Here is a 26,663-nt window from a genome sequence, read left to right as displayed (position 1 = left end):
GGTTTTTTTGTATCGGAAGCCTGACGAGGATGAGAATCTCCGGGGGCAAGAGGTTCGACTCGAGCGCAGCGAGAGAACGTTGCGTCAGCAACGGCCCGCAGGGCGAGCTACGCAGTGGCGAGTCATCCTCTATCACCGGCAGGTTGACGCTCGCACCACCAGTTCAGGCATGATCCCGTCGCTGTGACTGACCTTCTTGCCCGCCAGCAAATCAAATAATAGTGTGATTGCCTGTCGCGCCACCTCATCAAGATGCATATTCACTGCCGTCAGCGGCGGCAGCGATTCGCGCGCGCGGATACCGTCATAGCGGGTAACCACTCGCATTTGTTCAGGTATGGCGATGTCTTGTTCCTGAAAAGCGCGTACCGCGCCGCTGGCAAAGGTATCGATCAGCACCAGCACGCCGTCAACGTCGGGATGCGCCTGTAATAGCTGCTGCGCGGCCTGGTAGCCGGCATTTTCACCCTCGCTTTCATTGAGAGAGTAGACGACGGGGTCCTGGCGCCCCGCGCACCAGCGCTGGTAAGCCGCTTCGCTCTCCTGAACTGATGTTCGCCGAGTGTTACCGACAAATAACGCATATTTGCTGGCGCCGGAGGCCTCCAGATGCGTTAGCAGAAGCTGTGCTGTTGCCGCCGAGTGCAGCTCAACCCACGGCACAGGCGTGTCGGTGCCCGGCGTGCGGCCAATGGTGACGCAGGGAATGCCCGCTTGCGCCAGCGCCTGGAGCTGCGGGTCGTTCTCCGCCGGCTCAATCAGGATCGCCGCGTCAAAGCTGACGGCATCCAGTGGATTTGCCCCCGGCGGCACCAGAATCAGCGCATGCTGTTTTTCCAGCGCCATCATCGCGGACGTTAACGCCACCTCCATCATAAATCCCAGTCGTGACGCGCCGGAGGCAATCGCCAGCGGCACCGAAGAGAGCAAAGCAATGGTATTGGTTTTGCCGGTTCGCAACTGGCGGGCGCGAATATTCGGCGTGTAGTTGAGCGCAACAATGGCCTCTTCAATACGCCGTCGCGTCTGCGGCTCGACAAAGCGGGTGTTGTGCAAGGCATTGGATACCGTCCCTGGCGACACGCCTGCATGGCGGGCAACATCAATCAACTTTGCGCGTTTTTTATTTTGAACAGCCATCTGCTTCCTGACCTGCGAAAATTTGCGCACAGGGTAGCATATTTACCAGACGGTAACGTTTGCTTTTTTTCGGTGAGAATCGTAAAAAACTCTTCATTAAAACGTTTTAATGGGGTATTTTGGCGCAAATTTATTCCTCAGGAGGCGATGTGGTACACTTAACTCAGGATTCGACTTTCACCCTTGGACGCCGTCTGGCGGGCCTTATCTACGCTGATAAAGCGAAGAGCTTTGGCGGCTATACGCTTTTTGCGCCGCAAACCGCCGAAGGGCGGGTTTACCTGGTGGACGAGCAGGGCGAAGTCGCGCATCAGTGGCAGCTTCCGGTTCGCGCCGGGCGTGATGCGGTGCTGCTGCCGAACGGTAATCTGGGTTATAACGGCAGCCACCGTACTTCAGCGAACCTCTATCCGGCGTGGGATCTCTGGCACGGCGGCGACTTCTACGAAGTGACGCCGGATAACGAAATCGTCTGGCATTACGAAGATATTTACCATCACCACGATGCGCAGTGGCTGGAAAACGGTAACCTGCTGTATACCGCCGCGTCGCCGTTACCTGCCGATATCGCCGCCCGTGTTACCGGCGGCGACCCGCGCCGCGATGCGCCGGACGGCGTGATTCAGAGCGACGTCGTCAAAGAGGTCAATCGCGACGGTGAAGTGGTCTGGGAATGGCGTGCCTGGGAGCATTTGAATCCGGAAGATTTCCCGATTCATGATATTTTCGACCGCCGCCACTGGCCGATGATTAACGGCCTGTCCGTCACCCGTGATGGCCTGGTGCTGATGAGCCTGCGCACTACGTCTGGCGTCATTGCCGTGGATAAAGAGAGCGGGAAGGTTATCTGGCATGCAGGGCCGGAAGTGGTAGCGCAGCAGCACACGCCGGTTGAGATGGAGAACGGGTCGATTCTGGTTTTCGATAACGGCAACCTGCGTCCCGGCGTCACCTCGCCGCATTCCACGGTGCTGGAGTTCGATCCGCAGACCAAAGCGATTACCTGGCAGTATCGCGATATCTTCCCGCCGGCGTTTTTCTCGCCGTATATGGGGAGCGCGCAGCGGCTGGCGAACGGCAACACCTTTATCTGTGAATCGGCGTTTGGCCGCCTGTTTGAAGTCACCCCGGAAGGCGAAACGGTATGGGAATATATCATTCCGTTCTTTAATGAATATCCGGAGCACCTCAGTAAAGGCATTATTCCTGGAAAACAGAACAGCGCCTTCCGTGCGCATCGCTATGCCGCTGATGCCATTAGTTGGTTGAAATAATGCAGACCGCCAGCCCGCGCTGGCGGTTATTTTTTTGATGTTTTATGGGAGTTAATCATGCCGCAGCCTGGCCTTACTACGCCGGATAACGATGCATTACCCTGGCAAACCACCTTACTTTTGGCGCTTCAGCATGTGCTGGTCGTTGCCGCCACCCCCATTACCTCCGTCTTTCTGATCGCCAAAGCGCTGCACTTTACCGATACGGTGACAGCCTCGGTACTTAGCGCGACCTTTCTGATGTGCGGTCTGGGCGCTATTTTGCAAAGCCTGGGTGTGAAAGGGGTGGGCGCGCGTTTGCCGTTTATTATGGTACCGGGGGGCGCGCCGATTGCGATTTTCGTTGCGATCGCTTTACAGACCAATATCCAGACCGCGATTGGCGCCGTAATTCTGACCTCGCTGTTCTACTTTATCGCGTTGCCGATTTTCCGCCGCTGCCTGCACCATTTTCCCCCCTTTATCATTGGCATCATGCTGCTAATGGTGTCGATTAACCTTATTCGCCTGTACGGCGGGTTGATCATTGGCCAGCCAGGGAGCGCCGACTTCGCTCATCCAACCAGTATCATTTTATCGCTGGGGACTATCCTGATAACGCTGATTTTCGCGCTGGCGTTTAGCGGTATTTTGCGCCAACTGGCGGTGATGTTCGGCCTTTTAGCGGGAACGATGCTGGGAATGGCGCTGGGTAGCACCGATTTTAGCGGTGTTGGTCACGGGCCGCTGTTTAGTTTCCCACAGCTTTTGCCGTTCGGCTGGCCGATTTTTGATCTCTCCGCCTCGCTGCCGTTGCTGATTTACGCGGTCATCTCTATGGCTGAAGCAACCGGGCAAACGATTGCGACCGCGGAAATAGTCAATTCCACGCAAAATGTGCAGCAGGCGATTCCACGTACCATTCGTGGTGATGCGGTAATGTCGCTGCTGGGGGGGATTTTTGGCACCTCCTTAATTATCACCTCCGGCGAAAATATTGGGGTGGTACGCACCACTAACGTGAAATCGCGTTTCGTGACTGCGGCTGCCGGAGGATTGTTAATCCTGATTGCCATATTCGCGCCGCTGGTACGTCTGGCGACCTGTTTGCCAGGTTCGGTGGTGTGCGGTACGGCGGTGATTGTCTTCAGCATTATCGGGGTCATCGGCATTGATATGATTGCGCGTGAGCCACTGCATACGCCGGGTAAAACCTACGCGCTGGCGATGGGGCTGGCCATGGGAATGCTTCCTATACTGGTACCCGGCCTGTATCAGAATTTCCCGGCGGGCGTACAGATGGTCTTTGGCAACGGTATGGCAGCGGGGACGTTGACGGCGATTCTGGTGAACTCGTTGTTTAACTGGAGCGAAAAGCGCACGCAGGCCAGGGTCAAAAGTTAGTTTTTGTGATCGCGGTAGGCCGCACGACGGCCTACTTATTTACAATTTTGTGACATATTCGATGGTGTTTTTCAATGTCCGTATAACTCTTTTTTGCACACGGCTTATGGATAACCTCAGCATTTTCGCCTGTGCGTTTTAGCGTTAGTGGTATTAATCGCTCAGATAATCAACATATCGAAAGAAATTTTTCAATTAATGGCTAATTGTTAATCACTAACTGTTGCAAAATATTAAGTGAATAACTCTGCCTTTCTGCCCATAGCACAAATTTCCCTGCTGAAAATACCCTTCTGAACTTTTTTTAATCTTTGTTTGTTAATTCTCACCGTTGTTGTAAAAGCTGGTTACCTGTATTGACGTTTTGACATTCTATTGACAGATTGTAGGGAATGAGGGGCATTTTATGGAGAATCCGCACTGCAACTCAGTCGATTATGCGAACGGAATCCCCACCTCTCACTACTGACCTGGCCAGGTAAAAAACAAAAAAGGCCGGGCGGTAAAAGCCTTTGCAAAGGGCAAAACAACATACATCACAATTATTGGAGCAGAAGAATGAGTATTTCCTTGAAGAAGTCAGGGATGCTGAAGCTTGGTTTGAGCCTGGTGGCCATGACCGTTGCAGCCAGCGTGCAGGCCAAAACCCTGGTTTATTGTTCAGAAGGCTCGCCGGAAGGCTTTAACCCACAGCTCTTTACGTCTGGCACCACCTATGATGCCAGCTCCGTACCTATCTATAACCGTCTGGTTGAATTCAAAACCGGCACCACGGAAGTGATCCCGGGTCTTGCTGAGAAGTGGGATATCAGCGAAGACGGTAAAACCTATACGTTCCACCTACGTAAAGGGGTGAAATGGCAATCCAGCAAGGATTTCAAACCGACGCGCGAGCTGAACGCCGATGATGTCGTGTTCTCTTTTGACCGGCAGAAAAACGAGCAGAATCCGTACCATAAAGTGTCTGGCGGCAGCTATGAATACTTTGAAGGCATGGGGCTGCCGGATCTGATTAGCGAAGTGAAGAAGGTCGACGATCACACGGTGCAGTTTGTGCTGACGCGTCCGGAAGCGCCGTTCCTTGCCGATTTAGCCATGGACTTCGCCTCTATTCTTTCCAAAGAATATGCTGACAACATGCTGAAAGCCGGTACGCCGGAAAAAGTGGATCTGAACCCGGTCGGCACTGGCCCGTTCCAACTGGTGCAATATCAGAAAGATTCCCGCATTCTCTACAAAGCCTTTGACGGCTACTGGGGCACGAAGCCGCAGATCGACCGTCTGGTCTTCTCCATCACGCCTGACGCCTCTGTGCGTTACGCCAAACTGCAGAAGAACGAATGTCAGGTGATGCCGTATCCGAACCCGGCGGATATTGCGCGCATGAAAGAAGATAAAAACATCAACCTGATGGAGCAGGCCGGTCTGAACGTGGGTTATCTCTCCTATAACGTACAGAAAAAACCGCTGGATGACGTCAAAGTTCGCCAGGCGTTGACCTATGCCGTGAATAAAGAGGCCATCATCAAAGCCGTTTATCAGGGCGCGGGCGTTGCGGCGAAAAACCTGATCCCGCCGACAATGTGGGGCTACAACGACGATATTAAAGACTACGGCTACGATCCGGAAAAAGCGAAGGCGCTGCTGAAAGAAGCCGGTCTGGAAAAAGGCTTCACCATCGATCTGTGGGCGATGCCGGTACAGCGTCCCTATAACCCGAATGCGCGTCGTATGGCGGAAATGATCCAGGCAGACTGGGCGAAGATTGGCGTTCAGGCCAAAATTGTCACCTATGAATGGGGCGAATACCTCAAGCGAGCTAAAGATGGCGAGCACCAGACGGTGATGATGGGCTGGACCGGCGATAATGGCGATCCGGATAACTTCTTCGCCACGCTGTTCAGCTGCGATGCCGCCCAGCAAGGCTCCAACTATTCAAAATGGTGCTACAAGCCGTTTGAAGACCTGATTCAGCCTGCGCGTGCGACCGATGACCACAACAAGCGTATTGAACTCTATAAACAGGCCCAGGTCGTGATGCATGACCAGGCGCCAGCGCTGATCATCGCTCACTCCACGGTTTATGAGCCAGTGCGTAAAGAAGTTAAAGGCTATGTGGTTGATCCATTAGGCAAACATCACTTCGAAAACGTCTCTGTCGAATAATTAAAAGAGCGCTGCGCCCCGGTGTTGTGTAGGCCGGATAAGCGCAGCGCCATCCGGCGTAATGCTTTATCCGCGATGCAGTTTGCGTGGGATAAGATTTGTGAGCAATACAGACTCACGGTTCCAGGCCGTGCGTCATGAGAGAGAATTCGGGTTATGTTGCAGTTCATTCTCCGACGTTTGGGACTCGTTATCCCGACGTTTATCGGTATTACCCTTCTCACCTTTGCCTTTGTCCACATGATCCCCGGCGATCCGGTGATGATCATGGCGGGTGAGCGAGGTATTTCCCCTGAGCGTCATGCTCAACTGCTGGCTGAACTCGGTCTTGATAAACCGATGTGGCAGCAGTACCTCCATTATATCTGGGGGGTGATGCATGGCGATTTAGGCATCTCGCTGAAAAGCCGAATCCCCGTGTGGGACGAGTTTGTGCCTCGCTTTAAAGCGACGCTGGAACTTGGCGTCTGCGCCATGATTTTTGCTGTCGCCGTGGGGATTCCGGTGGGCGTGCTGGCCGCAGTGAAGCGCGGTTCTATCTTCGATCACACTGCCGTTGGCCTGGCGCTGACCGGTTACTCTATGCCTATCTTCTGGTGGGGCATGATGCTGATCATGCTGGTCTCCGTCCACTGGAACCTGACGCCGGTTTCCGGGCGCGTGAGCGATATGGTGTTCCTTGATGATACCAATCCGTTGACGGGCTTTATGCTGATCGACACCGCTATCTGGGGCGAAGAGGGTAACTTTATTGATGCGCTGGCGCATATGATCCTGCCTGCGATGGTGCTCGGCACAATCCCGCTGGCCGTCATTGTGCGTATGACCCGTTCGTCGATGCTGGAAGTGCTGGGGGAGGATTACATCCGTACCGCACGCGCCAAAGGGTTGACCAGGATGCGCGTCATTATCGTCCATGCTCTGCGTAACGCCATGCTGCCAGTCGTTACCGTGATCGGCCTGCAGGTCGGGACGCTGCTGGCGGGCGCGATTCTGACAGAAACTATCTTCTCGTGGCCCGGTCTGGGGCGCTGGCTGATCGATGCGCTGCAACGCCGCGATTATCCGGTAGTGCAGGGCGGCGTGTTACTGGTAGCGACGATGATTATTCTCGTCAACCTGCTGGTAGACCTGCTGTACGGCGTGGTGAACCCGCGTATTCGGCATAAGAAGTAAGGGGCCATCATGTCACAGGTTACTGAAAATAATGTTAATGCCGCACCGGCGCCCATGACGCCATTGCGGGAGTTCTGGCACTATTTCAAACGCAATAAAGGCGCGGTCGTCGGGCTGGCGTATGTTCTCATCGTGATCCTGATTGCGGTGTTTGCCAACTTTATTGCGCCGTACAACCCGGCAGAGCAGTTCCGCGATGCGCTGCTGGCGCCGCCGGTCTGGCAGGAAGGCGGCAGTTGGGCGCATATTCTGGGAACGGATGATGTTGGTCGCGATGTCCTCTCGCGCCTGATGTATGGCGCGCGTTTGTCACTGCTGGTCGGCTGTCTGGTGGTCGTCCTGTCGCTGGTAATGGGGATTATTCTCGGCCTGGTCGCGGGCTACTTCGGCGGTCTGGTCGATAACATCATCATGCGCGTGGTCGATATTATGCTGGCCCTGCCGAGCCTGCTGCTGGCGCTGGTGCTGGTGGCGATCTTCGGCCCCTCCATCGGCAACGCTGCGCTGGCGTTGACGTTTGTGGCGCTGCCGCACTATGTCCGCTTAACCCGCGCGGCGGTTCTGGTAGAGGTGAACCGCGATTATGTGACTGCCTCCCGCGTGGCGGGCGCAGGCGCAATGCGTCAGATGTTCGTCAATATTTTCCCGAACTGCCTTGCGCCGCTGATTGTTCAGGCATCGCTCGGTTTCTCTAACGCCATTCTCGATATGGCCGCCCTCGGCTTTCTTGGCATGGGCGCACAGCCGCCAACGCCGGAGTGGGGCACCATGCTCTCTGACGTATTGCAGTTCGCGCAAAGCGCCTGGTGGGTCGTGACCTTCCCGGGGCTGGCGATTCTGCTGACGGTACTGGCATTTAACCTGATGGGTGACGGTCTGCGTGACGCGCTCGATCCCAAACTGAAGCAGTAAGAGGTTCGAGATGGCGTTATTAAATGTAGATCAATTATCGGTGCACTTCGGCGACGAAGGGACACCGTTCAAAGCCGTCGACCGCATTAGCTACAGCGTGAAGCAGGGTGAGGTGGTCGGTATTGTCGGCGAGTCTGGTTCCGGCAAATCCGTCAGCTCGCTGGCGATTATGGGGCTTATCGATTACCCAGGCCGCGTGATGGCGGAAAACCTGCTCTTTAACGGACAGGATCTGAAGCGCATTTCCGAGAAGGAACGTCGCAACCTGGTGGGCGCTGAAGTGGCGATGATTTTCCAGGACCCGATGACCAGCCTCAATCCTTGCTATACCGTTGGCTTTCAGATTATGGAAGCCATCAAGGTACACCAGGGCGGGAACAAGAAAACCCGTCGTCAGCGAGCGATTGACCTGTTGAACCAGGTGGGCATTCCCGATCCGGCTTCTCGTCTGGATGTCTATCCGCACCAGCTTTCTGGCGGCATGAGTCAGCGCGTGATGATTGCGATGGCAATAGCCTGTCGACCAAAGCTGTTAATTGCCGATGAACCGACCACGGCGCTGGATGTGACCATTCAGGCGCAAATCATTGAGCTGCTACTGGAGTTGCAGCAAAAAGAGAACATGGCGCTGGTGCTGATTACCCATGACCTGGCGCTGGTGGCGGAAGCGGCGCACAAAATTATCGTCATGTACGCCGGGCAGGTCGTCGAAACAGGCGCTGCGCAGGATATTTTCCGCGCGCCGCGTCATCCGTATACCCAGGCATTGCTACGTGCGTTACCAGAGTTTGCGCAAGATAAAGCGCGTCTGGCGTCGCTGCCGGGCGTGGTGCCGGGGAAATATGACCGACCGACGGGTTGTCTGCTTAACCCGCGCTGCCCCTACGCCACGGACAGATGTCGTGCGGAAGAACCTGCTCTCAACCAACTGGACGATGGACGTCAGTCAAAATGTCATTACCCACTCGATGATGCCGGGAGGCCCACACTATGAGTACGCATGAGGCCACCTTGCAACAGCCGCTGTTGCGGGCTATCGACCTGAAAAAACACTATCCGGTGAAGAAGGGGATCTTTTCTCCGGAACGGCTGGTAAAAGCGCTGGACGGCGTGTCGTTTAATCTCGAACGCGGTAAAACGCTGGCCGTAGTGGGGGAGTCCGGTTGTGGAAAATCCACACTGGGCCGCCTGCTGACGATGATTGAAACGCCAACCGGCGGCGAGCTTTATTACCAGGGGCAGGATCTGCTCAAACACGATCCGCACGCGCAGAAACTGCGGCGGCAGAAAATTCAGATTGTGTTTCAGAACCCCTACGGTTCCCTGAACCCACGCAAGAAAGTGGGGCAAATTCTGGAAGAGCCGTTGCTGATCAATACCAGCCTGAGTAAAGCGCAGCGTCGTGAAAAAGCGCTGGCGATGATGGCGAAGGTGGGGCTGAAAACCGAGCACTACGACCGCTATCCGCATATGTTCTCCGGCGGCCAGCGTCAGCGTATCGCTATCGCCCGCGGTCTGATGCTTGATCCGGACGTAGTGATTGCCGACGAACCGGTCTCCGCGCTCGACGTGTCGGTGCGCGCCCAGGTGCTGAACCTGATGATGGATTTGCAACAGGATATGGGGCTGTCTTATGTCTTTATCTCGCACGACCTGTCGGTGGTGGAACACATCGCCGATGAAGTGATGGTCATGTACTTAGGTCGCTGCGTGGAGAAAGGGACCAAAGAGCAGATTTTTAACAATCCACGTCATCCCTATACCCAGGCGTTGCTCTCCGCCACGCCGCGGCTGAATCCGGACGATCGCCGTGAGCGGATTAAGCTGACCGGCGAGTTGCCAAGTCCGCTGAACCCGCCGCCGGGCTGCGCCTTCAACGCCCGCTGCCGCCGTCGCTTCGGACCCTGTACGCAGTTACAGCCGCAGCTTAAAGAGTACGACGGCCAGTTGGTGGCCTGCTTTGCCGTCGATCAGGATGAAAACCCGCAGAAGCCGCTGAGTTAATTGCGTTTTATGCCGGATGGCGGCTGCGCCTTATCAAGCCTACACCGTACCTGTAGGCCTGGTAAGCGTAGCGCCACCGGGCATGGCTCTCCGGTACGACTTATTCAATCAATTTTAATAACGGCGACAGGCACAACAATATTCCATATAACAGAATAAGCCAGGTTTTCAGGCCGCGTAATTTTTCCAGTTGCGCTACTTTATAAATCAGGAAAAAGGGAATAATACACGCGACAATGCCATAAAGCGGACTGCCTAACTGGAAAAAGACCAATACTGAGACGCGAAACGAAACCCAAATAACCAGAGTCACCACGATAAAGACACAGATTCCAGATGTCAGTAACAGTGGGTTGACGTTTTTGACATCCATAATACGACTCAATACATTCAGCACAATACCTTTAAGCGCTTCGTGAAAACCTAAATAAATACCAAAGAACGCGGTAAGTACGGCAAAAATATTGAGGATGGTAGAGGTAATGTGGATGATATGGCCAGGGATTACCTGAGCTGCCAGTGCAAGGGCGGAAATATTCTGCTCGAACGCTGATACCGCCTCTTCATGGCTAATCGAAAAGGTAAACGAGAACGAGAAAAAGAGAATAATGGCAATCAGCGTAATATAGCTAATGCGATGCGTGCGAATCGCCATCCGGGTGGCCAGCACACGGTCAGGCTCGCGCTTACGATAGGCGATGTTCATTGGGTTTAGCACCTGAATGAAGACCGCAGAAAAGAAGCAAAATGGGATAGTGAGCAGTACGTCGCGAAAGAAAACCGATGCGGCGGGAAAGGCGGAAATATTATCAAGATTCCAGTGTGGGATCATAGCGAAACCGAATATCAGAATGATCCCGACTTTTACCACCACCATCGGGCCGGAAATTTTAAATAATAACTTTTCCCCGCCGGAGGCAATCGCCACCAGTACGGCGAAAATCGCGACTTTATAGATAATAGACTGCGAAAGATCGGCCTCAGTAAGGCCGAAGGTTTTGATATAGGAGGCGCTATCAAACACCACCGACAGGGAGTAAATAAACACCCCGTGGATAATCATAAGAAAATAGATTACACCGAGGAAAACGCCCCAGTTTTTGCCAAGATAGTGACTGATAATATCCGTATAATCGTCACAGGTTTCGCTTTCAGATAACGTTTTTAGATAAATATCCTGCACAATATAGGTAGCGGGATAGGCGATGATAAAAGCGGTAATAAATACCCAGATCCCCTTGAGACCGATTTGCACTGGCATTAAGACGGTACCGGCGCCGATCGCCATACCGATACACAAGAGCACCCAGCCAAAATCATATTTTGTAAACGGTAATCTCGTTGAAAGCGGTGTGGTCGTAGCGTTACTGTTATTTAATGGTAATGTGTCGTCCTGCATAGAGCCCCCTGCCCAAAATATAGGCAGCTCTCTCATAAAGAATGCTGCCTATAACCAGGCTATAGTGCCTTGATACCCGATGCGGCAAACCGGTGACAGCGGTTCGCCGAGCAATCGTCAGAATGCTGCTTTTCTGCTGGCGCGTTCAAGGTCATGAATAATATCGTCGGGATCTTCAGGTCCCGCTGAAAGACGGATAAGTTCGTCGGTAATACCTGCTTTTAGCCATTCCTCTGGCGCAACAGGCGAATATGTCATAGACGCAGGATGCTGAACGAGGGTTTCGGTATCACCGGGACTGGCCGCGAGGAGGCATAATTTACAGAATTGAGCGGCTGACTGCCAGCCTCAGAAATGCTGAATGTATTCTGGCAAATAAAAATAATCGTCTGCGAAGCGTCACGCAGATTGTACGTTAGCGCCGTGCCGGGACGGGGATTTTGCCGTAATATCAGCAGCAAGCCGGGTTTACCCGGTGAGGCGCAATGTTGCGGGGGCTTGATCCCCGGCGGCATAGGTTGCTGGATAGAGAAAACCCCCGCACGTTGACTGGTATAAACCTGGCAACCTGACGGGGGCTAACTTGAACCTCAACATATCAAGGATAGCCGCGAACGGTTGCCATTGCAACAAGGCGGCTATATGACGCTTACGCAGTTGGGCGTGGCCTTCTGGCACGATCTGGCAGCGCCGATCATTGCTGGCATTATCGCCAGTGTGATCGTCAACTGGCTACGTGACAGGAAGTAACGCGTTTTGAGCGTCTGTCCGCCGTAATGGCAACATGCGCCCGAACCAGGCCGCAGGGGAAACCTTGCGGCCTTTTTCGGTTTACTGCGGGTAAGGCACCCAGTCGCCGCCATTCAGACGAACGTAGGGCTTACCCTGGTACTGAATCACCACCGCATTAGCGTTTTCTGAAACCGGCGCGGTTTGCGGCAGATTGCTGGTCAGCTTGTTCCAGTTCACACTGTCTTCGGTAAAGAGCTTACCGTCCACGGCGCGTACGACCAGTTCGGAAATCGCCAGGTAGCTGCTCGGCTGGTTAATATCAATCGGCGCGCCCTCATGCGGGGCTTTCATGCCAAAAAATTTCACGCCCGCCGGGACGTTGGTGATGGAGGGGCTGGGAATATCGCGCAGGCCTGAGATCTGCATTCTGTCGCCCTTCAGCGCGCCGCCGTGCTCCGGTACGACCACCACCATCACCTTACGCCCGGATTTCTCCAGTTCGGTAAAGAAGGCGTCCAGTTCATCGAACAGTTTCTGCGCGCGGATTTTATAATCCGCCGTTTTGCTGACGCCGGGGAAGTGGTTGCCATCGTGCAGCGGCAGCAGGTTAAAGAAAGTCGCGGAGCGGGAATTGGCTTCACGTTCTTCCCCTGTCAACCAGCGGTTCAGGACCGCCAGATCGTCATATACCGGCGAGCCGTCGAATGACAGCAGGGCGGTTGGCAGGCCGGATTGGTTCATCAGTTCGCTCTGCATACCGCCGTTTTCGCGAACTTCTTTCAGGAAGCCGCCAAATTCACCGTTATGATCCATCATCAGATGCTGAGTAAAGCCCAGCTTCGCAAGATTATCAAACAGATAACATTCGTTATCGGCTGGTTGATAAAGTCGGGTATGCGATGGTTGACCACAGCTGGCGCGCAGCAGACGAATGGCCGCCGGGCCGCTGTAAGACGTGCCGGAATTAAAGTGTTTAAACAAAATGTCAAAGTGCGACCATAGCGGATGTGACATCAGGCCTGCCGCTTCGACATCCGACCAGGAGAGCGAACAAATGTTGATGACCAATAGGTCGAACGGCTGCGCATCAGGCGGAAGCTGCGCCGGGAACGTCGTTTTCCGCTTTTCTTCCGCGGCATAGAAGGTGTTCAACCAGGCGTTCAAATTCGCGGTCGTCGGCGGCGCGGTTTGCGCAGGTATATCGCCGATGACCGGCTTATCGCCCGCTGTCGCGACGTTAGCGGCTGCATTACCGCCAGTCGTCGTCACCGTATCGGTTGGCTGGCCTGCCGGCCACAGCGTAAAAACCGGGCCGGTTAATGTCAGGACATTCAGCCATACCATGATGGCGACCACAAACACCGTGACCCGAATCCACTGTGATAAAAATAGCCAGGCAACCAGCAGTACGAAGATGGCGCCGATCATTTGCCAGTTAATAAAACGGGCGATCAGATCGAGCAGATAACCGGAGCTGAATTCCGCCACCTGCGTCCCCTGGCTCATAATGCTTTGCGGGCCGGGCAGCCAGGTATCGTGCCAGAACAGCGCGAAGCCGACGGGAATGGCAATCCAGTGGCGCAACCGGTGAAGGCGATACTTTGGTATTGGCATGAGCAGAAACGCCATGAATACCAGATTCAGTAAAGGATGAAAATTCAGATAGCCTGCCCACAGCAGGCCAAACTTGACCAGAAAATAGAAGTTCCAGCCGGAAAGACCGCGCCAGTATTGCCAGAGCGGAGAAGGCATTGAAGGAGTTTGAGTATGCTGAGTCATTTTTTGTCTGCCTTGACTTTCGTAGCGCGGCGCAGAGTTCCGGCTGGTTTTACATAACGAGGTTTGGCAAATAGCAGCCGGGTCGTATCACTGATACGGCGTAGTGAATGACGCGCCAGATACCCCAGCGGAAAGAAAATCAGCGCGCAAAAAAGAATAATTTGCACGATATCGCTGATGGTCATCATGATGCACGCTCCGCGGTGTCGTCGAGCAATCGCAGGGGTTCAGGAATACGACGCCAGATGCGGCCATCGTGTTCGGCATTTATTACCGGGTCGGCGCGTTTTGCCAGCGGTAGCGGCGTTCCCCACAGTTCCGGCGACAATAAGCGCATCTGCACCAGCTCGGCGCTGATTTGTTTATCTTCGAACCAGACCATACGATTAGAGAAAATATCGCCCGTCGGCAAAGGGAAAATATGGTTTAACGCGGTATCCAGATCGTTGACCCGGCAGAATGATAAAAACAGCACCAGACGGTTGCCGCCGATGGTCATAATATCGCCGGTTCGGTTTGGTCGACATAATGTCAACGCCTGCTCAACCCGAATGCCCGGCACCGGGCGCAGCGCGACCAGAACGCCTTTCCCGTCGGCGGGGAGCAGGGTGTTGCTCATCATCGTATGGATGGCATCGCAGAAGGTATCCCACGGCTGAAAACCGCGCAGTTTCAACGGCTGCGTCATCGACAGTAGCGTGGTGATGTCTTCCGGTACGTAACGGCTGAACTGCTGCCCCTGCACGCTTTCAATAAGCGTCAGACAGCGTGAAAGCGGGGCGTTCCAGGGAATGATCATATTCGCGCCGCAGCCCAGCAGCAGGCGCTCATCGGTGGCGCGCAAACTGGCGATATTTTCGCGCACGACAATTTTCAGCGCGCTTCCCCGCTGGCGTCGCAAAGTATGAATGCGACGAGCAAGCGGCTCGATTTGGTTGTTCTGTGTAAGCGAAAAAATAATTGTCGCGGCCTGCGCCGTGCGTGCGTCGTTGAATAGCGCTTCGTTATTGTCGAAAAGCGTCCAGTGTTCCGAGAGCGGCGGCGCGCCTTCAAGGACGGCGACGTGGCTAAGAATGCGTTTTTCGTCGCTACGCGGCTGAATTGCCGTCTCCTCCTGATGGGATAGCGTCCAGCGTTCGTCCTGCTGACACAGCAATAACTGCTGTCGGGCGCTGACGCCTTTTTCGTTACACCAGAAGGCAATATCGAACAAATGTTGGTCGCCCTGAAAACGTAAACTGGCGAGGCCGAAAAGTGAGCGATACTCGCCCATCAACAACGAGGACTGTTTATCGCTATTATTACAAGGGTTAATAACCAACAATGAACAGTGATGAAAACGAGTCCATTTATTCATTTTTTCCAGCCATTTATGCAGGCTTTTTGACGTTATATTCCGCCACGTGTTATTTGCACAAATAAGAATGAAAAAGTAATGCGTCGGGTTAACAGAACAAAGCAAATCGTGGGGCAAAGAGTATAGCCCTTTTTCTGAATCCGGCATGGCAAATAAGCGGATTTTCTCCGGACCGTGAGATTCATCTAATTTGATTACTTTGCCAGGATCGCCTTCCATGCCGATGACGGCGACATTTGCATTCTCCGTTTGTGACGCAATCGTTTGATTCACCAGGCTGATGGCATCTTGCTGGCGATCGGCGTTAACCCACCAGACGCCGCCGGTTGGCATATGGCGCAGTTCATCCCATAATGATGAGATGCCGAGAGAAAATACGGGGTCCACAGTGTCCCTCATGTCACTATTTTAACTGTTTATCAGTTTACTAGCGAAAGCACAGAAATAAACCTAACATTGAAATTAAAACGCATCAGATTTAGCATGTGAATCAATTTGTCCGGCAGGATGCCCTGTAACTCTGCGCTTTGCATTTTTACACATTATAAATGAAGTCACGGAAAGATGAAAAATGCGCGTTCTCCCGTATTGACGACGGGGCGTAATGCTGCCAGTGAGAAATATTTAAAAAGGAGCAACCAGAATGTATAACAATGAACCTGGCGCTCAGTCCGATCCAACGTTGGGCTACACTTTTCAAAATGATTTTCTGGCATTAAGCCAGGCGTTTTCACTACCCGAAATAGATTATACCGATATTTCCCAACGCGAACAGTTGGCGGCGGCGATTAAAAGATGGCCACTCCTGGCTGAATTTGCGCAACCACATTCATTAAGGAAGCCATGAATGGCGATTCTGGGACTGCAGGGCGTGCGCGGCGGGGTGGGAACCACATCTCTCACCGCAGCACTCGCCTGGGCGTTACAAATCTTAGGGGAAAATGTCCTGGTGATTGACGCCAGCCCCGATAACCTGCTGCGCATGTCGTTTAACGTCGACTTTGTCCATCAGGGTGGCTGGGCGCGATCGTTGCTGGACGGCCAGGACTGGCGCGATGCCGGATTACGTTATACCTCACAGCTTGATCTACTGCCGTTTGGACAGCTCACCGCGCAAGAGCGGGAAAATCCGCAGGCCTGGCAGGAGACTCTGGGAGAGATCGGATCGGCTATCCAGGCGCTGAAAGCGAGCGGACGTTATAGCTGGATTTTACTGGACTTGCCCTACGGCGCGTCACCGCTGACACGGCAACTGGTGAGCCTCTGCGACCATACGCTGGCGGTAGCCCGGGTTGACGCTAACTGCCATATTCGCCTTCATCAGCAGGCGTTGCCTGCCGGAGCGCATATTCTGATCAATGACTTACGCATTGGCAGTCAGTTACAGGACGATCTGTACCAGGTCTGGCTGCAAAGCCAGCGCCGGTTGCTGCCCATTGTGATCCATCGCGATGAGGCGATGGCGGAGTGCATGGCGTCGAAACAGCCGTTAGGCGAATATCGCAGCGATTCGTTAGCCGCCGAAGAGGTGTTAACGCTGGCGAACTGGTGCCTGCTGCATGATGCGGGCGACAAAACGTCCGCCGGGAGCCTGCGATGAGCGCCCTTTCCCGGTGGCTGCTTATCCCGCCGGTTAGCGCGCGTTTGAGCGAGCGCTATCAGGGTTACCGCCGCCACGGCGCGTCGCCGTTTAGCGCAGCGCTCGGCTGCCTGTGGATGATTCTGGCGTGGATAGTGTTTCCGCTTGAGCATCCGCGCTGGCAGCGTATTCGCGACGGGCATAAAGCGCTTTACCCGCATATTAACGCCGCCCGCCCGCGCCCGCTGGACCCGGCCCGCTACCTCATTCAGACCCTCTAGCTGGTGATGATCTCGTCGACTAAAGAACGTCATGAACCGCGCTGGCGGTCATTTGCGCGCCTGAAGGACGTTCGTGGACGTTACCATCAATGGATGGATACCTTACCGGAACGGGTGCGCCAAAAGACAACGCATCTGGAAAAGGAAAAAGAGCTGGGACATCTTAGCAACGGCGCCCGGCGTTTTATTCTGGGCGTTATCGTGACCTTTTCACTGATACTGGCGCTGATCTGTATTACGCAGCCATTTAACCCGCTATCGCAATTTATCTTTCTGCTATTGCTGTGGGGCGTTGCGCTGTTGGTACGACGTATGCCGGGACGCTTTTCCGCGCTGATGCTCATCGTGCTGTCGCTAACGGTCTCCTGTCGTTATATCTGGTGGCGCTATACCTCGACGCTAAATTGGGACGACCCGGTCAGTCTGGTGTGCGGGCTGATCCTACTGTTTGCGGAAACCTACGCCTGGATTGTGCTGGTGCTGGGGTACTTCCAGGTGGTGTGGCCGTTAAATCGTCAACCGGTGCCGTTGCCGAAAGAGATGTCGCAGTGGCCGACGGTGGATATTTTTGTACCGACCTATAACGAAGACCTTAACGTGGTCAAAAATACCATTTACGCTTCGCTTGGCATTGACTGGCCGAAGGACAAGCTGAATATCTGGATCCTTGATGACGGCGGACGCGAATCATTTCGTCAGTTTGCCCGGCATGTCGGCGTGCATTACATTGCCCGCGCCACGCATGAACACGCCAAAGCCGGCAACATCAACAATGCGCTAAAACACGCGAAAGGCGAGTTTGTGGCGATCTTCGATTGCGACCATGTGCCGACACGCTCGTTTCTGCAAATGACAATGGGCTGGTTCCTGAAAGAAAAACAGCTGGCGATGATGCAGACGCCGCATCATTTCTTCTCCCCGGACCCGTTTGAGCGCAACCTGGGACGTTTTCGTAAAACGCCTAACGAAGGCACGCTGTTTTATGGACTGGTGCAGGACGGTAACGATATGTGGGACGCCACTTTCTTTTGCGGATCGTGCGCGGTGATTCGCCGTAAGCCGCTGGATGAGATTGGCGGTATCGCCGTTGAGACGGTGACGGAAGATGCGCATACTTCGCTCCGGCTGCACCGGCGAGGTTATACCTCAGCGTATATGCGCATTCCGCAGGCGGCGGGGCTGGCGACGGAAAGCCTGTCGGCGCATATCGGGCAGCGTATTCGTTGGGCGCGGGGCATGGTGCAAATTTTCCGCCTCGATAACCCTCTGTTTGGTAAAGGCTTAAAACTGGCACAGCGGCTGTGCTACCTCAACGCGATGTTCCATTTCTTGTCCGGCATTCCGCGTCTGATCTTTCTGACCGCGCCGCTGGCTTTTCTGCTGCTGCACGCCTATATCATTTATGCGCCTGCGTTGATGATTGCGCTATTTGTGATACCGCACATGGTCCACGCCAGCCTGACTAACTCGAAGATTCAGGGCAAGTATCGTCACTCTTTCTGGAGTGAAATCTATGAAACGGTACTGGCATGGTATATCGCACCGCCGACTCTGGTCGCGTTGATCAATCCGCACAAAGGGAAATTTAACGTCACGGCGAAAGGCGGGCTGGTGGAAGAGAAGTACGTCGACTGGGTAATCTCGCGTCCGTATATCTTCCTTGTCTTGCTTAACCTGCTCGGCGTGGCGGCGGGCGTATGGCGATACTATTACGGGCCGGAAAATGAAACGCTGACCGTCATCGTTAGCCTGGTGTGGGTCTTCTACAACCTGGTCATTCTCGGCGGCGCGGTTGCGGTTTCGGTAGAGAGTAAACAGGTCAGGCGCGCGCATCGGGTCGAGATTGCCATGCCGGGGGCCATCGCCCGCGAAGATGGACATTTGTTCTCCTGTACCGTACATGACTTCTCCGACGGCGGGTTAGGCATCAAGATCAACGGTCAGGCGCAGGTGCTGGAAGGGCAGAAAGTGAATCTGTTGCTTAAACGCGGGCAGCAGGAATATGTCTTTCCAACGCAGGTGGTGCGCGTAACGGGCAATGAGGTCGGACTACAACTGATGCCGCTCACCACCAAACAACATATTGATTTTGTGCAGTGTACCTTCGCGCGCGCCGATACGTGGGCGCTTTGGCAAGATAGCTTCCCGGAAGATAAACCGCTGGAAAGCTTGCTGGATATTCTGAAGCTGGGCTTCCGCGGATATCGCCACCTCGCGGAATTCGCGCCGCCTTCAGTAAAAGTAATTTTCCGATCGTTGACGGCGTTAATTGCCTGGATTGTATCGTTTATTCCGCGTCGCCCGGAGCGGCAAGCGGCGATACAGCCGTCGGATCGGGTTATGGCTCAGGCTCAACAATGATGATAATGCGATGAAAAGAAAATTGTCCTGGATGTGTGCGGCGGTAATAGGATTAAGCGCGTTTCCTGCTTTCATGACGGCGGCGGCGCCTGCTACGCCGCCATTGATAAATGCTGAACCCACCGAGCCTGCGCAGTCGCCCGCAACTGAGGCGCCCGTCGTGGCGCAGACCGCGCCTTCGCGCGAGGTCAAGCTGACCTTTGCGCAAATCGCGCCGCCGCCGGGTAGTATGGCGCTGCGTGGCGTTAACCCTAACGGCGGCATTGAATTTGGTATGCGCAGCGATGAAGTGGCGTCGAAAGCGGTGCTGAATCTGGAATATACGCCCTCGCCGTCGCTCCTGCCGGTTCAGTCGCAGCTCAAGGTTTATCTCAATGACGAACTGATGGGCGTACTGCCGGTGACAAAAGAGCAGTTGGGGAAAAAGACGCTGGCGCAGGTACCTATCAATCCGCTATTTATCACCGACTTTAACCGGGTGCGGCTGGAGTTTGTCGGCCACTATCGCGACGTGTGTGAAAACCCGGCCAGCAGTACTCTGTGGTTAGACATCGGGCGAAATAGCGCCCTGGATCTGACCTATAACATGCTGGCGGTGAATAACGATCTGTCCCACTTTCCGGTGCCGTTTTTCGATCCGCGGGATAACCGTCCGGTGACGTTGCCGATAGTGTTTGCTGACATGCCGGATCTGACGCAGCAGCAGGCGGCTTCTATTGTCGCGTCCTGGTTTGGCTCGCGGGCGGGCTGGCGCGGTCAGCGCTTCCCGGTGTTGTATAATCACCTGCCGGATCGCAATGCGATCGTGTTCGCCACCAACGATCGACGCCCCGATTTCCTACGCGATCATCCTGCGGTTAACGCGCCGGTTATCGAGATGATGAGCCATCCGGATAATCCGTATGTGAAGTTGCTGGTTGTGTTTGGTCGAGATGATAAAGACCTGTTGCAGGCGGCAAAAGGTATCGCGCAAGGGAATATTCTCTTCCGTGGTTCCAGAGTGGTGGTCAACGATGTAAAACCGCTGCTGGCGCGCAAACCGTATGATGCGCCGAACTGGGTGCGTACCGATCGCCCGGTCACTTTTGGCGAGCTGAAAACCTATGAAGAGCAGCTCCAGTCGAGTGGGCTGGAGCCGGCGCCCATCAACGTTTCTTTGAATCTGCCGCCGGACCTCTATTTGCTGCGTAGCAACGGTATTGATATGGATCTCAACTACCGTTATACCTCGCCGCCGACCAAAGACAGTTCACGGCTGGATATCAGTCTGAATAACCAGTTCCTGCAAGCCTTTAGCCTTAATAGCACGCAGGAAACTAATCGACTCCTGTTGCGCTTGCCGGTACTTCAGGGACTGCTGGATGGTAAAACGGATGTGTCTATTCCGGCGCTCAAACTGGGGGCGATGAACCAACTACGTTTTGACTTCCGCTACATGAACCCGATGCCGGGCGGGTCGGTGGACAACTGTATTACCTTCCAGCCGGTACCGAATCATGTGGTGATAGGGGATGACTCCACTATCGATTTTTCGAAATATTACCACTTTATCGCGATGCCGGATTTACGCGCGTTCGCCAATGCGGGTTTCCCGTTCAGCCGGATGGCCGACCTGTCTGACACGCTGGCGGTGATGCCGAAGACCCCAACCGAAGCGCAAATGGAAACGCTGCTGAATACGGTCGGCGCCATTGGCGGGCAGACCGGTTTCCCGGCAATTAATCTGACCATCACCGATGATAGCGCTCAGATAGCCGACAAAGACGCCGATCTGCTGATTATTGGCGCTATTCCGGGCAAGCTAAAAGATGATAAGCGTATCGATCTGTTGGTGCAGGCGACACAAAGCTGGGTAAAAACCCCGATGCGGCAGACCGCTTTCCCGTCGATTATGCCGGATGAGGCCGATCGTGCGGCGGATGCGCAGTCCACCGTCACCGCCAGCGGCCCGATGGCGGCGGTGGTGGGCTTCCAGTCGCCGTTTAATGATCAGCGCAGCGTGATTGCTCTGCTGGCTGACAGCCCACGCGGCTACCAGCTACTGAACGACGCCGTGAATGACAGCGGTAAACGCGCCGCGATGTTTGGTTCCGTGGCGGTGATCCGCGAGTCCGGCGTTCACAGTCTGCGCGTTGGCGATATCTATTACGTCGGACATCTGCCGTGGTTTGAGCGGCTGTGGTATGCGCTGGCGAATCACCCGGTGCTGCTGGCGGTACTGGCGGCCCTCAGTGTGGTATTACTGGCGTGGGTATTGTGGCGTCTGCTACGTATTCTCAGTCGCCGTCGTCTCGACCCTGACCATGAGTAACGCATGATGACTATGCTGCGCGGATGGATAACGATGCTCGTCATGCTGACGGCAATAAATGCGCAGGCAGCCTGTAACTGGCCTGCGTGGGAACAGTTCAAGAAAGATTACATTAGCCAGCAGGGACGCGTTATCGATCCGGGCGATGCGCGAAAAATTACCACCTCCGAAGGGCAAAGCTACGCCATGTTCTTTGCCCTGGCAGCGAACGATCGACCGGCGTTCGCGCAACTGTTTAACTGGACGCAAAACAATCTGGCGCAGGGATCGCTGCGTGAACATCTGCCCGCCTGGCTGTGGGGGCAAAAAGATCCCGACACCTGGTCGGTGCTGGACAGCAACTCCGCGTCCGACGGCGATATCTGGATGGCATGGTCGCTGCTGGAGGCCGGTCGTCTGTGGAAAGAGACGCGTTATACCGAGGTGGGCACGGCGTTGCTAAAACGCATCGCCCGCGAAGAGGTCGTGAATGTGCCGGGGCTGGGCTCAATGCTGCTACCTGGCAAAATCGGCTTTGCCGAGGCGAATAGCTGGCGTTTTAACCCAAGCTATCTGCCGCCGCAGTTGGCGCAATACTTTAGCCGTTTTGGCGCGCCGTGGTCGACGCTACGGGAAACCAATTTGCGGCTTTTGCTGGAAACCGCGCCGAAAGGTTTCTCGCCGGACTGGGTGCGTTATGAAAGCAAGCAAGGCTGGCAGTTGAAAGCGGAAAAGACGCTGATCAGTAGCTACGATGCGATTCGCGTCTATTTATGGGCGGGAATGATGCATGATGGCGATCCGCAAAAAGCGCGTTTACTGGCGCGATTTAAACCGATGGCGACGTTAACGATGAAAAACGGCGTTCCACCGGAGAAAGTGGATGTCGTCAGCGGGAACGCGCAAGGGACGGGGCCGGTCGGGTTTTCCGCCGCCTTACTGCCTTTCCTGCAAAATCGCGACGCCCAGGCCGTGCAGCGACAGCGGGTCGCAGACCATTTTCCTGGCAGCGATGCCTATTACAACTATGTGCTGACTCTCTTTGGACAAGGCTGGGATCAGCACCGTTTTCGCTTCACCGTCAAAGGTGAATTATTACCTGACTGGGGCCAGGAATGCGTAAGTTCACGTTAAGTCTCATGCACGCTTTTTTGCCGGCTGGCGGTCGAAATGCCTTACCTGGCAAAAGGGGCGTTTCTCGGGCATTGTTGGGTTTATCGCTTGGTATGGCGCTAACACCGCTTGCCGGCGCAGCGACCTCCGCGCAGCAACAGTTGCTGGAGCAGGTTCGGCTGGGCGAGGCCACGCACCGTGAGGACTTAGTCCGTCAGTCGCTCTATCGCCTGGAGCTGATCGACCCCAATGATCCACAGGTTATCGCCGCCCGTTTCCGCTATCTGTTGCGCCAGGGGGATAGCGATGGGGCGCAGAAGCTACTTGACCGGCTGGCGCAACTGGCGCCGGAGTCGACGGCGTATCAATCTTCCCGCACCGCGATGCTGCTCTCCACGCCGCAAGGACGTCAGTCTTTGCAGGAGGCGCGTTTACTGGCGACGACCGGCCATACTGAACAAGCGATCGCCAGCTACGACAAGCTGTTTAAAGGTTATCCGCCGGAGGGCGAACTGGCGGTCGAATACTGGACGACCGTGGCGAAATTGCCCGCCCGCCGTCACGAAGCGATTAACCAGCTACAGAAAATCAATGCCGTCAGTCCGGGTAATAACGCTCTGCAAAATGCGCTGGCGCAACTGTTGTTCGCCAGCGGGCGGCGCGATGAGGGATTTGCGGTGCTAAAACAGATGGCGAAATCCAGTACGGGACGCAGCGCGGCCTCCGCCATCTGGTACCAGCAGATAAAAGATCTCCCGGTGAGCGACGCCAGCGTAAAAGCGTTGCAAGACTATCTGACGCAGTTTAGCGAAGGCGATAGCGTGTCTGCCGCCCGCGCCCAGCTTAGCGAGCAGCAAAAACAGTTAGCCGATCCGGCGTTTCGCGCGCGCTCGCAGGGCATCGCGGCGGTTAATGCCGGAGAAGGCGGCAACGCTATTGCGCAATTGCAGCAGGCGGTGAGCGCCCGGCAGGACGACAGCGAGGCGGTCGGCGCGCTTGGGCAGGCATACTCACAGCGTGGCGATCGCGCCCGCGCCGTCGCGCAGTTTGAAAAAGCGCTGGCGATGGCGCCGCACAGCAGCAGCCGCGATAAGTGGGAGAGTCTGCTGAAGGTCAATCGCTACTGGCTGTTAATTCAGCAGGGCGACGCGGCCTTAAAAGCGAATAATCTGGCCCAGGCGGAGCGTTTCTATCAGCAGGCGCGAGCAGTGGATAACACCGACAGCTACGCGGTGCTGGGGCTGGGGGATGTGGCGATGGCGCGCAAAGATAATGCCGCCGCCGAACGTTATTATCAGCAGACGCTGCGTATGGATAGCGGTAATACCAATGCTGTACGCGGGCTGGCGAATCTTTATCGCCAGCAGTCGCCGCAAAAAGCCGCCGCGTTTATCGCTTCTCTTTCCGCCAGCCAGCGGCGCAGTATCGACGATATCGAACGCAGTCTGGAAAATGACCGTCTGGCGCAGCAGGCGGAAACGCTGGAAAGCGAGGGCAAATGGGCGCAGGCCGCAGAACTGCACCGTCGTCGGCTGGCATTAGATCCGGGGAGCGTGTGGGTGACGTACCGACTGTCACGCGATCTGTGGCAGGCCGGGCAGCACGCCCAGGCCGATGCGCAAATGCGCGCTCTGGCGCAGCAGAAGCCAAACGATCCGGAACAGGTCTATGCTTATGGGCTTTATCTTTCCGGCAGCGATCGGGACCGGGCGGCGCTGGCGCATCTCAATACCCTGCCGACCAGCCAGTGGAACAGCAATATTCAGGAACTGGCGGGCCGATTGCAAAGTAACCAGGTGCTGGAAAGCGCTAACCGCTTGCGCGATAGCGGCAAAGAACGCGAAGCGGAAGCGTTGTTACGTCAGCAGCCTCCCTCTACGCGCATTGAGTTAACGTTGGCGGACTGGGCGCAGCAGCGTGGCGATAATGAGGCGGCCCGCGCCGCTTATGACGCCGTTCTGGCGCGGGAGCCGGGTAATGTCGATGCCATGCTGGGGCGGGTGGAAATCGACATCGCACAGGGCGATAACGCTGCGGCGCGCGCTCAACTGGCGGCGCTGCCTGCGTCGCAAATCACCTCTCTTAACATGCAGCGCCGCGTCGCGCAGGCGCAGCTCCAGCTTGGCGATATCACGGCGGCGGCGCGGACCTTCAACCGCATTACGCCGCAGGCAAAAGCACAGCCGCCATCAATGGAAAGCGCGATGGTATTGCGTGACGCCGCCGCTTTTCAGGCGCAAACGGGCGAGCCGCAGCGGGCGCTGGAGACCTACAAAGACGCAATGGTCGCCGCGGCGATTACGCCGGTTCGTCCCCAGGATAACGATACCTTTACCCGCCTGACGCGCAATGATGAAAAAGATGACTGGCTAAAACGCGGCGTGCGTAGCGATGCGGCGGAGTTGTACCGTCAGCAGGATCTCAATGTCACGTTGGCGCACGATTATTGGGGGTCGAGCGGGACTGGCGGCTACTCCGATCTGAAGGCGCATACCACGATGCTTCAGGTGGATGCGCCCTGGTCGGACGGGCGGGCGTTCTTTCGTACTGATATGGTGAATATGGATGTTGGCCGCTTCTCTACGGATGCGGATGGAAAATACGATAATAACTGGGGTACCTGTACGCTGGAGAAATGCAGCGGACATCGTAGCCAGGCCGATACGGGCGCGAGCGTGGCGGTCGGCTGGCAGAATGAGACCTGGCGCTGGGATATCGGCACGACGCCGATGGGCTTTAATGTCGTTGATGTGGTCGGCGGCGTCAGCTATAGCGACGATATCGGGCCGTTGGGTTATACCCTGAACGCGCATCGTCGCCCGATCTCCAGCTCGCTGCTGGCGTTTGGCGGGCAAAAGGACGCCAGCAGCAATACCGGCACCAAATGGGGCGGCGTGCGGGCCAACGGCGGCGGCGTCAGTCTCAGCTATGATAAAGGCGAAGCAAACGGTGTCTGGGCGTCGCTCAGCGGCGACCAGTTGAGCGGTAAAAATGTGGAAGATAACTGGCGCGTGCGCTGGATGACCGGTTATTACTATAAGGTGATTAACGAGAATAACCGCCGCGTTACCGTCGGGCTGAATAACATGATCTGGCATTACGACAAGGATTTGAGCGGTTATTCACTGGGTCAGGGCGGTTATTATAGCCCGCAGGAATACCTGTCGTTTGCGGTGCCGGTGATGTGGCGGCAGCGTACGGAAAACTGGTCGTGGGAGCTAGGCGGCTCGGTATCCTGGTCGCACTCCCGCAACCGTACCATGCCGCGTTATCCGCTGATGAATTTGATCCCGGCGGATTATCAGGAGGATGCGCGTGACCAGACCAACGGCGGCGGTAGCAGCCAGGGATTTGGCTATACCGCACGGGCGCTCATTGAACGCCGGGTCACTGCCAACTGGTTTGTGGGTACGGCTGTCGATATTCAGCAGGCGAAAGACTATACCCCCAGTCATCTGCTGCTGTATGTCCGTTATTCCGCGGCGGGCTGGCAGGGGGATATGGATTTACCGCCACAGCCTCTGGTGCCTTACGCTGACTGGTAATCATTGCGTCAGGCCTACGAATTGACAGGCATCGTAGGCCTGAGAAGCGCAGCGCCATCAGACGCTATCATTAACCGTTATTCAGAAAAGTCCTTTTCAGATACAGCCTCTCTTAATGCCGCAGCAATCGGGTATACTCAGGCGGCAGTCCGGGATATCCAGGGAGAGTCAA

Annotated in this window: 18 protein-coding genes, 1 other RNA gene and 2 pseudogenes; 15 read left to right on the top strand and 6 right to left on the bottom strand. The window is 55.3% G+C overall.

All coding sequences use genetic code 11. The annotated features are described in order from the left end of the window. Positions 1–8 precede the first annotated feature (8 nt). A non-coding RNA gene (locus ACLJRH_RS07965) (RtT sRNA) lies at positions 9–142 on the top strand. Here ACLJRH_RS07965 and ACLJRH_RS07960 read toward each other — a convergent pair. Beyond that, on the bottom strand, positions 133–1,140 hold the full coding sequence (locus ACLJRH_RS07960; RefSeq protein ID WP_023137373.1) for a substrate-binding domain-containing protein: 1,008 nt from the start codon (positions 1,138–1,140) through the stop codon (positions 133–135). The genes ACLJRH_RS07965 and ACLJRH_RS07960 overlap by 10 nt on opposite strands. A gap of 149 nt (positions 1,141–1,289) precedes the next feature. Here ACLJRH_RS07960 and ACLJRH_RS07955 point away from each other — a divergent pair, with 149 nt between their 5' ends. From ACLJRH_RS07955 to dppF, 7 genes are all read left to right on the top strand, one after another. Then, positions 1,290–2,414 carry an aryl-sulfate sulfotransferase gene (locus ACLJRH_RS07955; RefSeq protein WP_023223305.1) on the top strand — a complete coding sequence of 375 codons (1,125 nt, stop codon included), beginning with the start codon at positions 1,290–1,292 and terminating at the stop codon, positions 2,412–2,414. Between the two features lie 57 nt (positions 2,415–2,471). Continuing rightward, the gene (locus ACLJRH_RS07950) at positions 2,472–3,797 is read left to right on the top strand and encodes a uracil-xanthine permease family protein (protein WP_023137374.1); all 1,326 of its coding nucleotides are present in this window, start codon (positions 2,472–2,474) and stop codon (positions 3,795–3,797) included. Between the two features lie 558 nt (positions 3,798–4,355). Further along, the gene (dppA, locus tag ACLJRH_RS07945) at positions 4,356–5,963 is read left to right on the top strand and encodes a dipeptide ABC transporter periplasmic-binding protein DppA (protein ID WP_000028047.1); all 1,608 of its coding nucleotides are present in this window, start codon (positions 4,356–4,358) and stop codon (positions 5,961–5,963) included. Positions 5,964–6,119: 156 nt separating this feature from the next. Continuing rightward, complete coding sequence (gene dppB / locus ACLJRH_RS07940) at positions 6,120–7,139, top strand: dipeptide ABC transporter permease DppB (protein WP_000938843.1); 1,020 nt, start codon at positions 6,120–6,122, stop codon at positions 7,137–7,139. 9 nt (positions 7,140–7,148) lie between these two features. Beyond that, positions 7,149–8,051 carry a dipeptide ABC transporter permease DppC gene (gene dppC, locus ACLJRH_RS07935; protein WP_000084690.1) on the top strand — a complete coding sequence of 301 codons (903 nt, stop codon included), beginning with the start codon at positions 7,149–7,151 and terminating at the stop codon, positions 8,049–8,051. A 10-nt stretch (positions 8,052–8,061) separates the two neighbouring features. Beyond that, a complete protein-coding gene (dppD, locus tag ACLJRH_RS07930) occupies positions 8,062–9,045 on the top strand; it encodes a dipeptide ABC transporter ATP-binding protein (protein WP_001196509.1) in 984 nt (327 codons plus the stop codon). After that, a complete protein-coding gene (gene dppF / locus ACLJRH_RS07925; RefSeq protein ID WP_000103561.1) occupies positions 9,042–10,055 on the top strand; it encodes a dipeptide ABC transporter ATP-binding subunit DppF in 1,014 nt (337 codons plus the stop codon). Before dppD ends, dppF begins: the two co-directional genes overlap by 4 nt. A 100-nt stretch (positions 10,056–10,155) precedes the next feature. Here the strand turns inward: dppF and ACLJRH_RS07920 are convergent, their stop codons facing one another. Then, positions 10,156–11,454 carry an aromatic amino acid transport family protein gene (locus ACLJRH_RS07920; RefSeq protein ID WP_001150175.1) on the bottom strand — a complete coding sequence of 433 codons (1,299 nt, stop codon included), beginning with the start codon at positions 11,452–11,454 and terminating at the stop codon, positions 10,156–10,158. A 117-nt stretch (positions 11,455–11,571) separates the two neighbouring features. After that, positions 11,572–11,724: pseudogene (locus ACLJRH_RS07915) on the bottom strand (PLP-dependent transferase); the annotation flags it as partial. Between the two features lie 372 nt (positions 11,725–12,096). On the opposite strand from ACLJRH_RS07915, the gene ACLJRH_RS07910 reads away from it, so the two are divergent. Then, entirely contained in the window at positions 12,097–12,204 is a 108-nt protein-coding gene (locus ACLJRH_RS07910) for a type I toxin-antitoxin system toxin Ldr family protein (protein ID WP_001537650.1), read from the top strand. A gap of 81 nt (positions 12,205–12,285) precedes the next feature. Here the strand turns inward: ACLJRH_RS07910 and bcsG are convergent, their stop codons facing one another. The 3 genes from bcsG to bcsE are packed head-to-tail and all read right to left on the bottom strand — an operon-like array spanning position 12,286 to position 15,721. Then, positions 12,286–13,965: a cellulose biosynthesis protein BcsG gene (bcsG, locus tag ACLJRH_RS07905; RefSeq protein WP_000192016.1), complete on the bottom strand. Its 1,680-nt coding sequence runs from the start codon at positions 13,963–13,965 to the stop codon at positions 12,286–12,288. Further along, the gene (gene bcsF / locus ACLJRH_RS07900) at positions 13,962–14,153 is read right to left on the bottom strand and encodes a cellulose biosynthesis protein BcsF (protein ID WP_000988321.1); all 192 of its coding nucleotides are present in this window, start codon (positions 14,151–14,153) and stop codon (positions 13,962–13,964) included. The genes bcsG and bcsF overlap by 4 nt, the downstream gene beginning before the upstream one ends. Continuing rightward, positions 14,150–15,721, bottom strand: coding sequence for a cellulose biosynthesis c-di-GMP-binding protein BcsE (gene bcsE / locus ACLJRH_RS07895; protein ID WP_001205759.1), 1,572 nt, complete (start codon positions 15,719–15,721; stop codon positions 14,150–14,152). The genes bcsF and bcsE overlap by 4 nt, the downstream gene beginning before the upstream one ends. A gap of 244 nt (positions 15,722–15,965) precedes the next feature. Between bcsE and bcsR the strand changes: the two genes are divergently transcribed. The 6 genes and pseudogenes from bcsR to bcsC all read left to right on the top strand — a co-directional run bounded on the left by bcsR (position 15,966) and on the right by bcsC (position 26,491). Next, the gene (gene bcsR / locus ACLJRH_RS07890; protein ID WP_000282616.1) at positions 15,966–16,169 is read left to right on the top strand and encodes a cellulose biosynthesis protein BcsR; all 204 of its coding nucleotides are present in this window, start codon (positions 15,966–15,968) and stop codon (positions 16,167–16,169) included. Then, a complete protein-coding gene (bcsQ, locus tag ACLJRH_RS07885) occupies positions 16,170–16,922 on the top strand; it encodes a cellulose biosynthesis protein BcsQ (protein ID WP_000996123.1) in 753 nt (250 codons plus the stop codon). Beyond that, positions 16,919–19,543, top strand: a pseudogene (gene bcsA / locus ACLJRH_RS07880) (UDP-forming cellulose synthase catalytic subunit). Before bcsQ ends, bcsA begins: the two are co-directional and overlap by 4 nt. 10 nt (positions 19,544–19,553) lie before the next feature. Beyond that, the gene (gene bcsB / locus ACLJRH_RS07875; protein ID WP_000823821.1) at positions 19,554–21,854 is read left to right on the top strand and encodes a cellulose biosynthesis cyclic di-GMP-binding regulatory protein BcsB; all 2,301 of its coding nucleotides are present in this window, start codon (positions 19,554–19,556) and stop codon (positions 21,852–21,854) included. 3 nt (positions 21,855–21,857) lie between these two features. Further along, the gene (gene bcsZ, locus ACLJRH_RS07870) at positions 21,858–22,967 is read left to right on the top strand and encodes a cellulose synthase complex periplasmic endoglucanase BcsZ (protein ID WP_023892049.1); all 1,110 of its coding nucleotides are present in this window, start codon (positions 21,858–21,860) and stop codon (positions 22,965–22,967) included. After that, a complete protein-coding gene (gene bcsC, locus ACLJRH_RS07865; protein ID WP_023223304.1) occupies positions 22,949–26,491 on the top strand; it encodes a cellulose synthase complex outer membrane protein BcsC in 3,543 nt (1,180 codons plus the stop codon). Before bcsZ ends, bcsC begins: the two co-directional genes overlap by 19 nt. Positions 26,492–26,663: the final 172 nt, after the last annotated feature.

The organism is Salmonella sp. SAL04162, from assembly GCF_046551535.1.
GTDB classification, from domain to species: Bacteria; Pseudomonadota; Gammaproteobacteria; order Enterobacterales; family Enterobacteriaceae; genus Salmonella; species Salmonella enterica.
This window is presented reverse-complemented; position numbering and strand designations above follow the sequence as displayed.

Bases quoted from the DNA above. Each gene is read 5' to 3' on its own strand.
- dppF (WP_000103561.1), top strand. From the start codon at position 9,042: ATGAGTACGCATGAGGCCACCTTGCAACAGCCGCTGTTGCGGGCTATC.
- bcsZ (WP_023892049.1), top strand. From the start codon at position 21,858: ATGATGACTATGCTGCGCGGATGGATAACGATGCTCGTCATGCTGACG.
- bcsG (WP_000192016.1), bottom strand. From the start codon at position 13,965: ATGACTCAGCATACTCAAACTCCTTCAATGCCTTCTCCGCTCTGGCAA.
- dppA (WP_000028047.1), top strand. From the start codon at position 4,356: ATGAGTATTTCCTTGAAGAAGTCAGGGATGCTGAAGCTTGGTTTGAGC.
- bcsC (WP_023223304.1), top strand. From the start codon at position 22,949: ATGCGTAAGTTCACGTTAAGTCTCATGCACGCTTTTTTGCCGGCTGGC.
- ACLJRH_RS07920 (WP_001150175.1), bottom strand. From the start codon at position 11,454: ATGCAGGACGACACATTACCATTAAATAACAGTAACGCTACGACCACA.
- dppC (WP_000084690.1), top strand. From the start codon at position 7,149: ATGTCACAGGTTACTGAAAATAATGTTAATGCCGCACCGGCGCCCATG.
- dppB (WP_000938843.1), top strand. From the start codon at position 6,120: ATGTTGCAGTTCATTCTCCGACGTTTGGGACTCGTTATCCCGACGTTT.
- ACLJRH_RS07910 (WP_001537650.1), top strand. From the start codon at position 12,097: ATGACGCTTACGCAGTTGGGCGTGGCCTTCTGGCACGATCTGGCAGCG.
- bcsR (WP_000282616.1), top strand. From the start codon at position 15,966: ATGTATAACAATGAACCTGGCGCTCAGTCCGATCCAACGTTGGGCTAC.
- bcsQ (WP_000996123.1), top strand. From the start codon at position 16,170: ATGGCGATTCTGGGACTGCAGGGCGTGCGCGGCGGGGTGGGAACCACA.
- bcsE (WP_001205759.1), bottom strand. From the start codon at position 15,721: ATGAGGGACACTGTGGACCCCGTATTTTCTCTCGGCATCTCATCATTA.
- dppD (WP_001196509.1), top strand. From the start codon at position 8,062: ATGGCGTTATTAAATGTAGATCAATTATCGGTGCACTTCGGCGACGAA.
- ACLJRH_RS07950 (WP_023137374.1), top strand. From the start codon at position 2,472: ATGCCGCAGCCTGGCCTTACTACGCCGGATAACGATGCATTACCCTGG.
- ACLJRH_RS07960 (WP_023137373.1), bottom strand. From the start codon at position 1,140: ATGGCTGTTCAAAATAAAAAACGCGCAAAGTTGATTGATGTTGCCCGC.
- bcsF (WP_000988321.1), bottom strand. From the start codon at position 14,153: ATGATGACCATCAGCGATATCGTGCAAATTATTCTTTTTTGCGCGCTG.
- bcsB (WP_000823821.1), top strand. From the start codon at position 19,554: ATGAAAAGAAAATTGTCCTGGATGTGTGCGGCGGTAATAGGATTAAGC.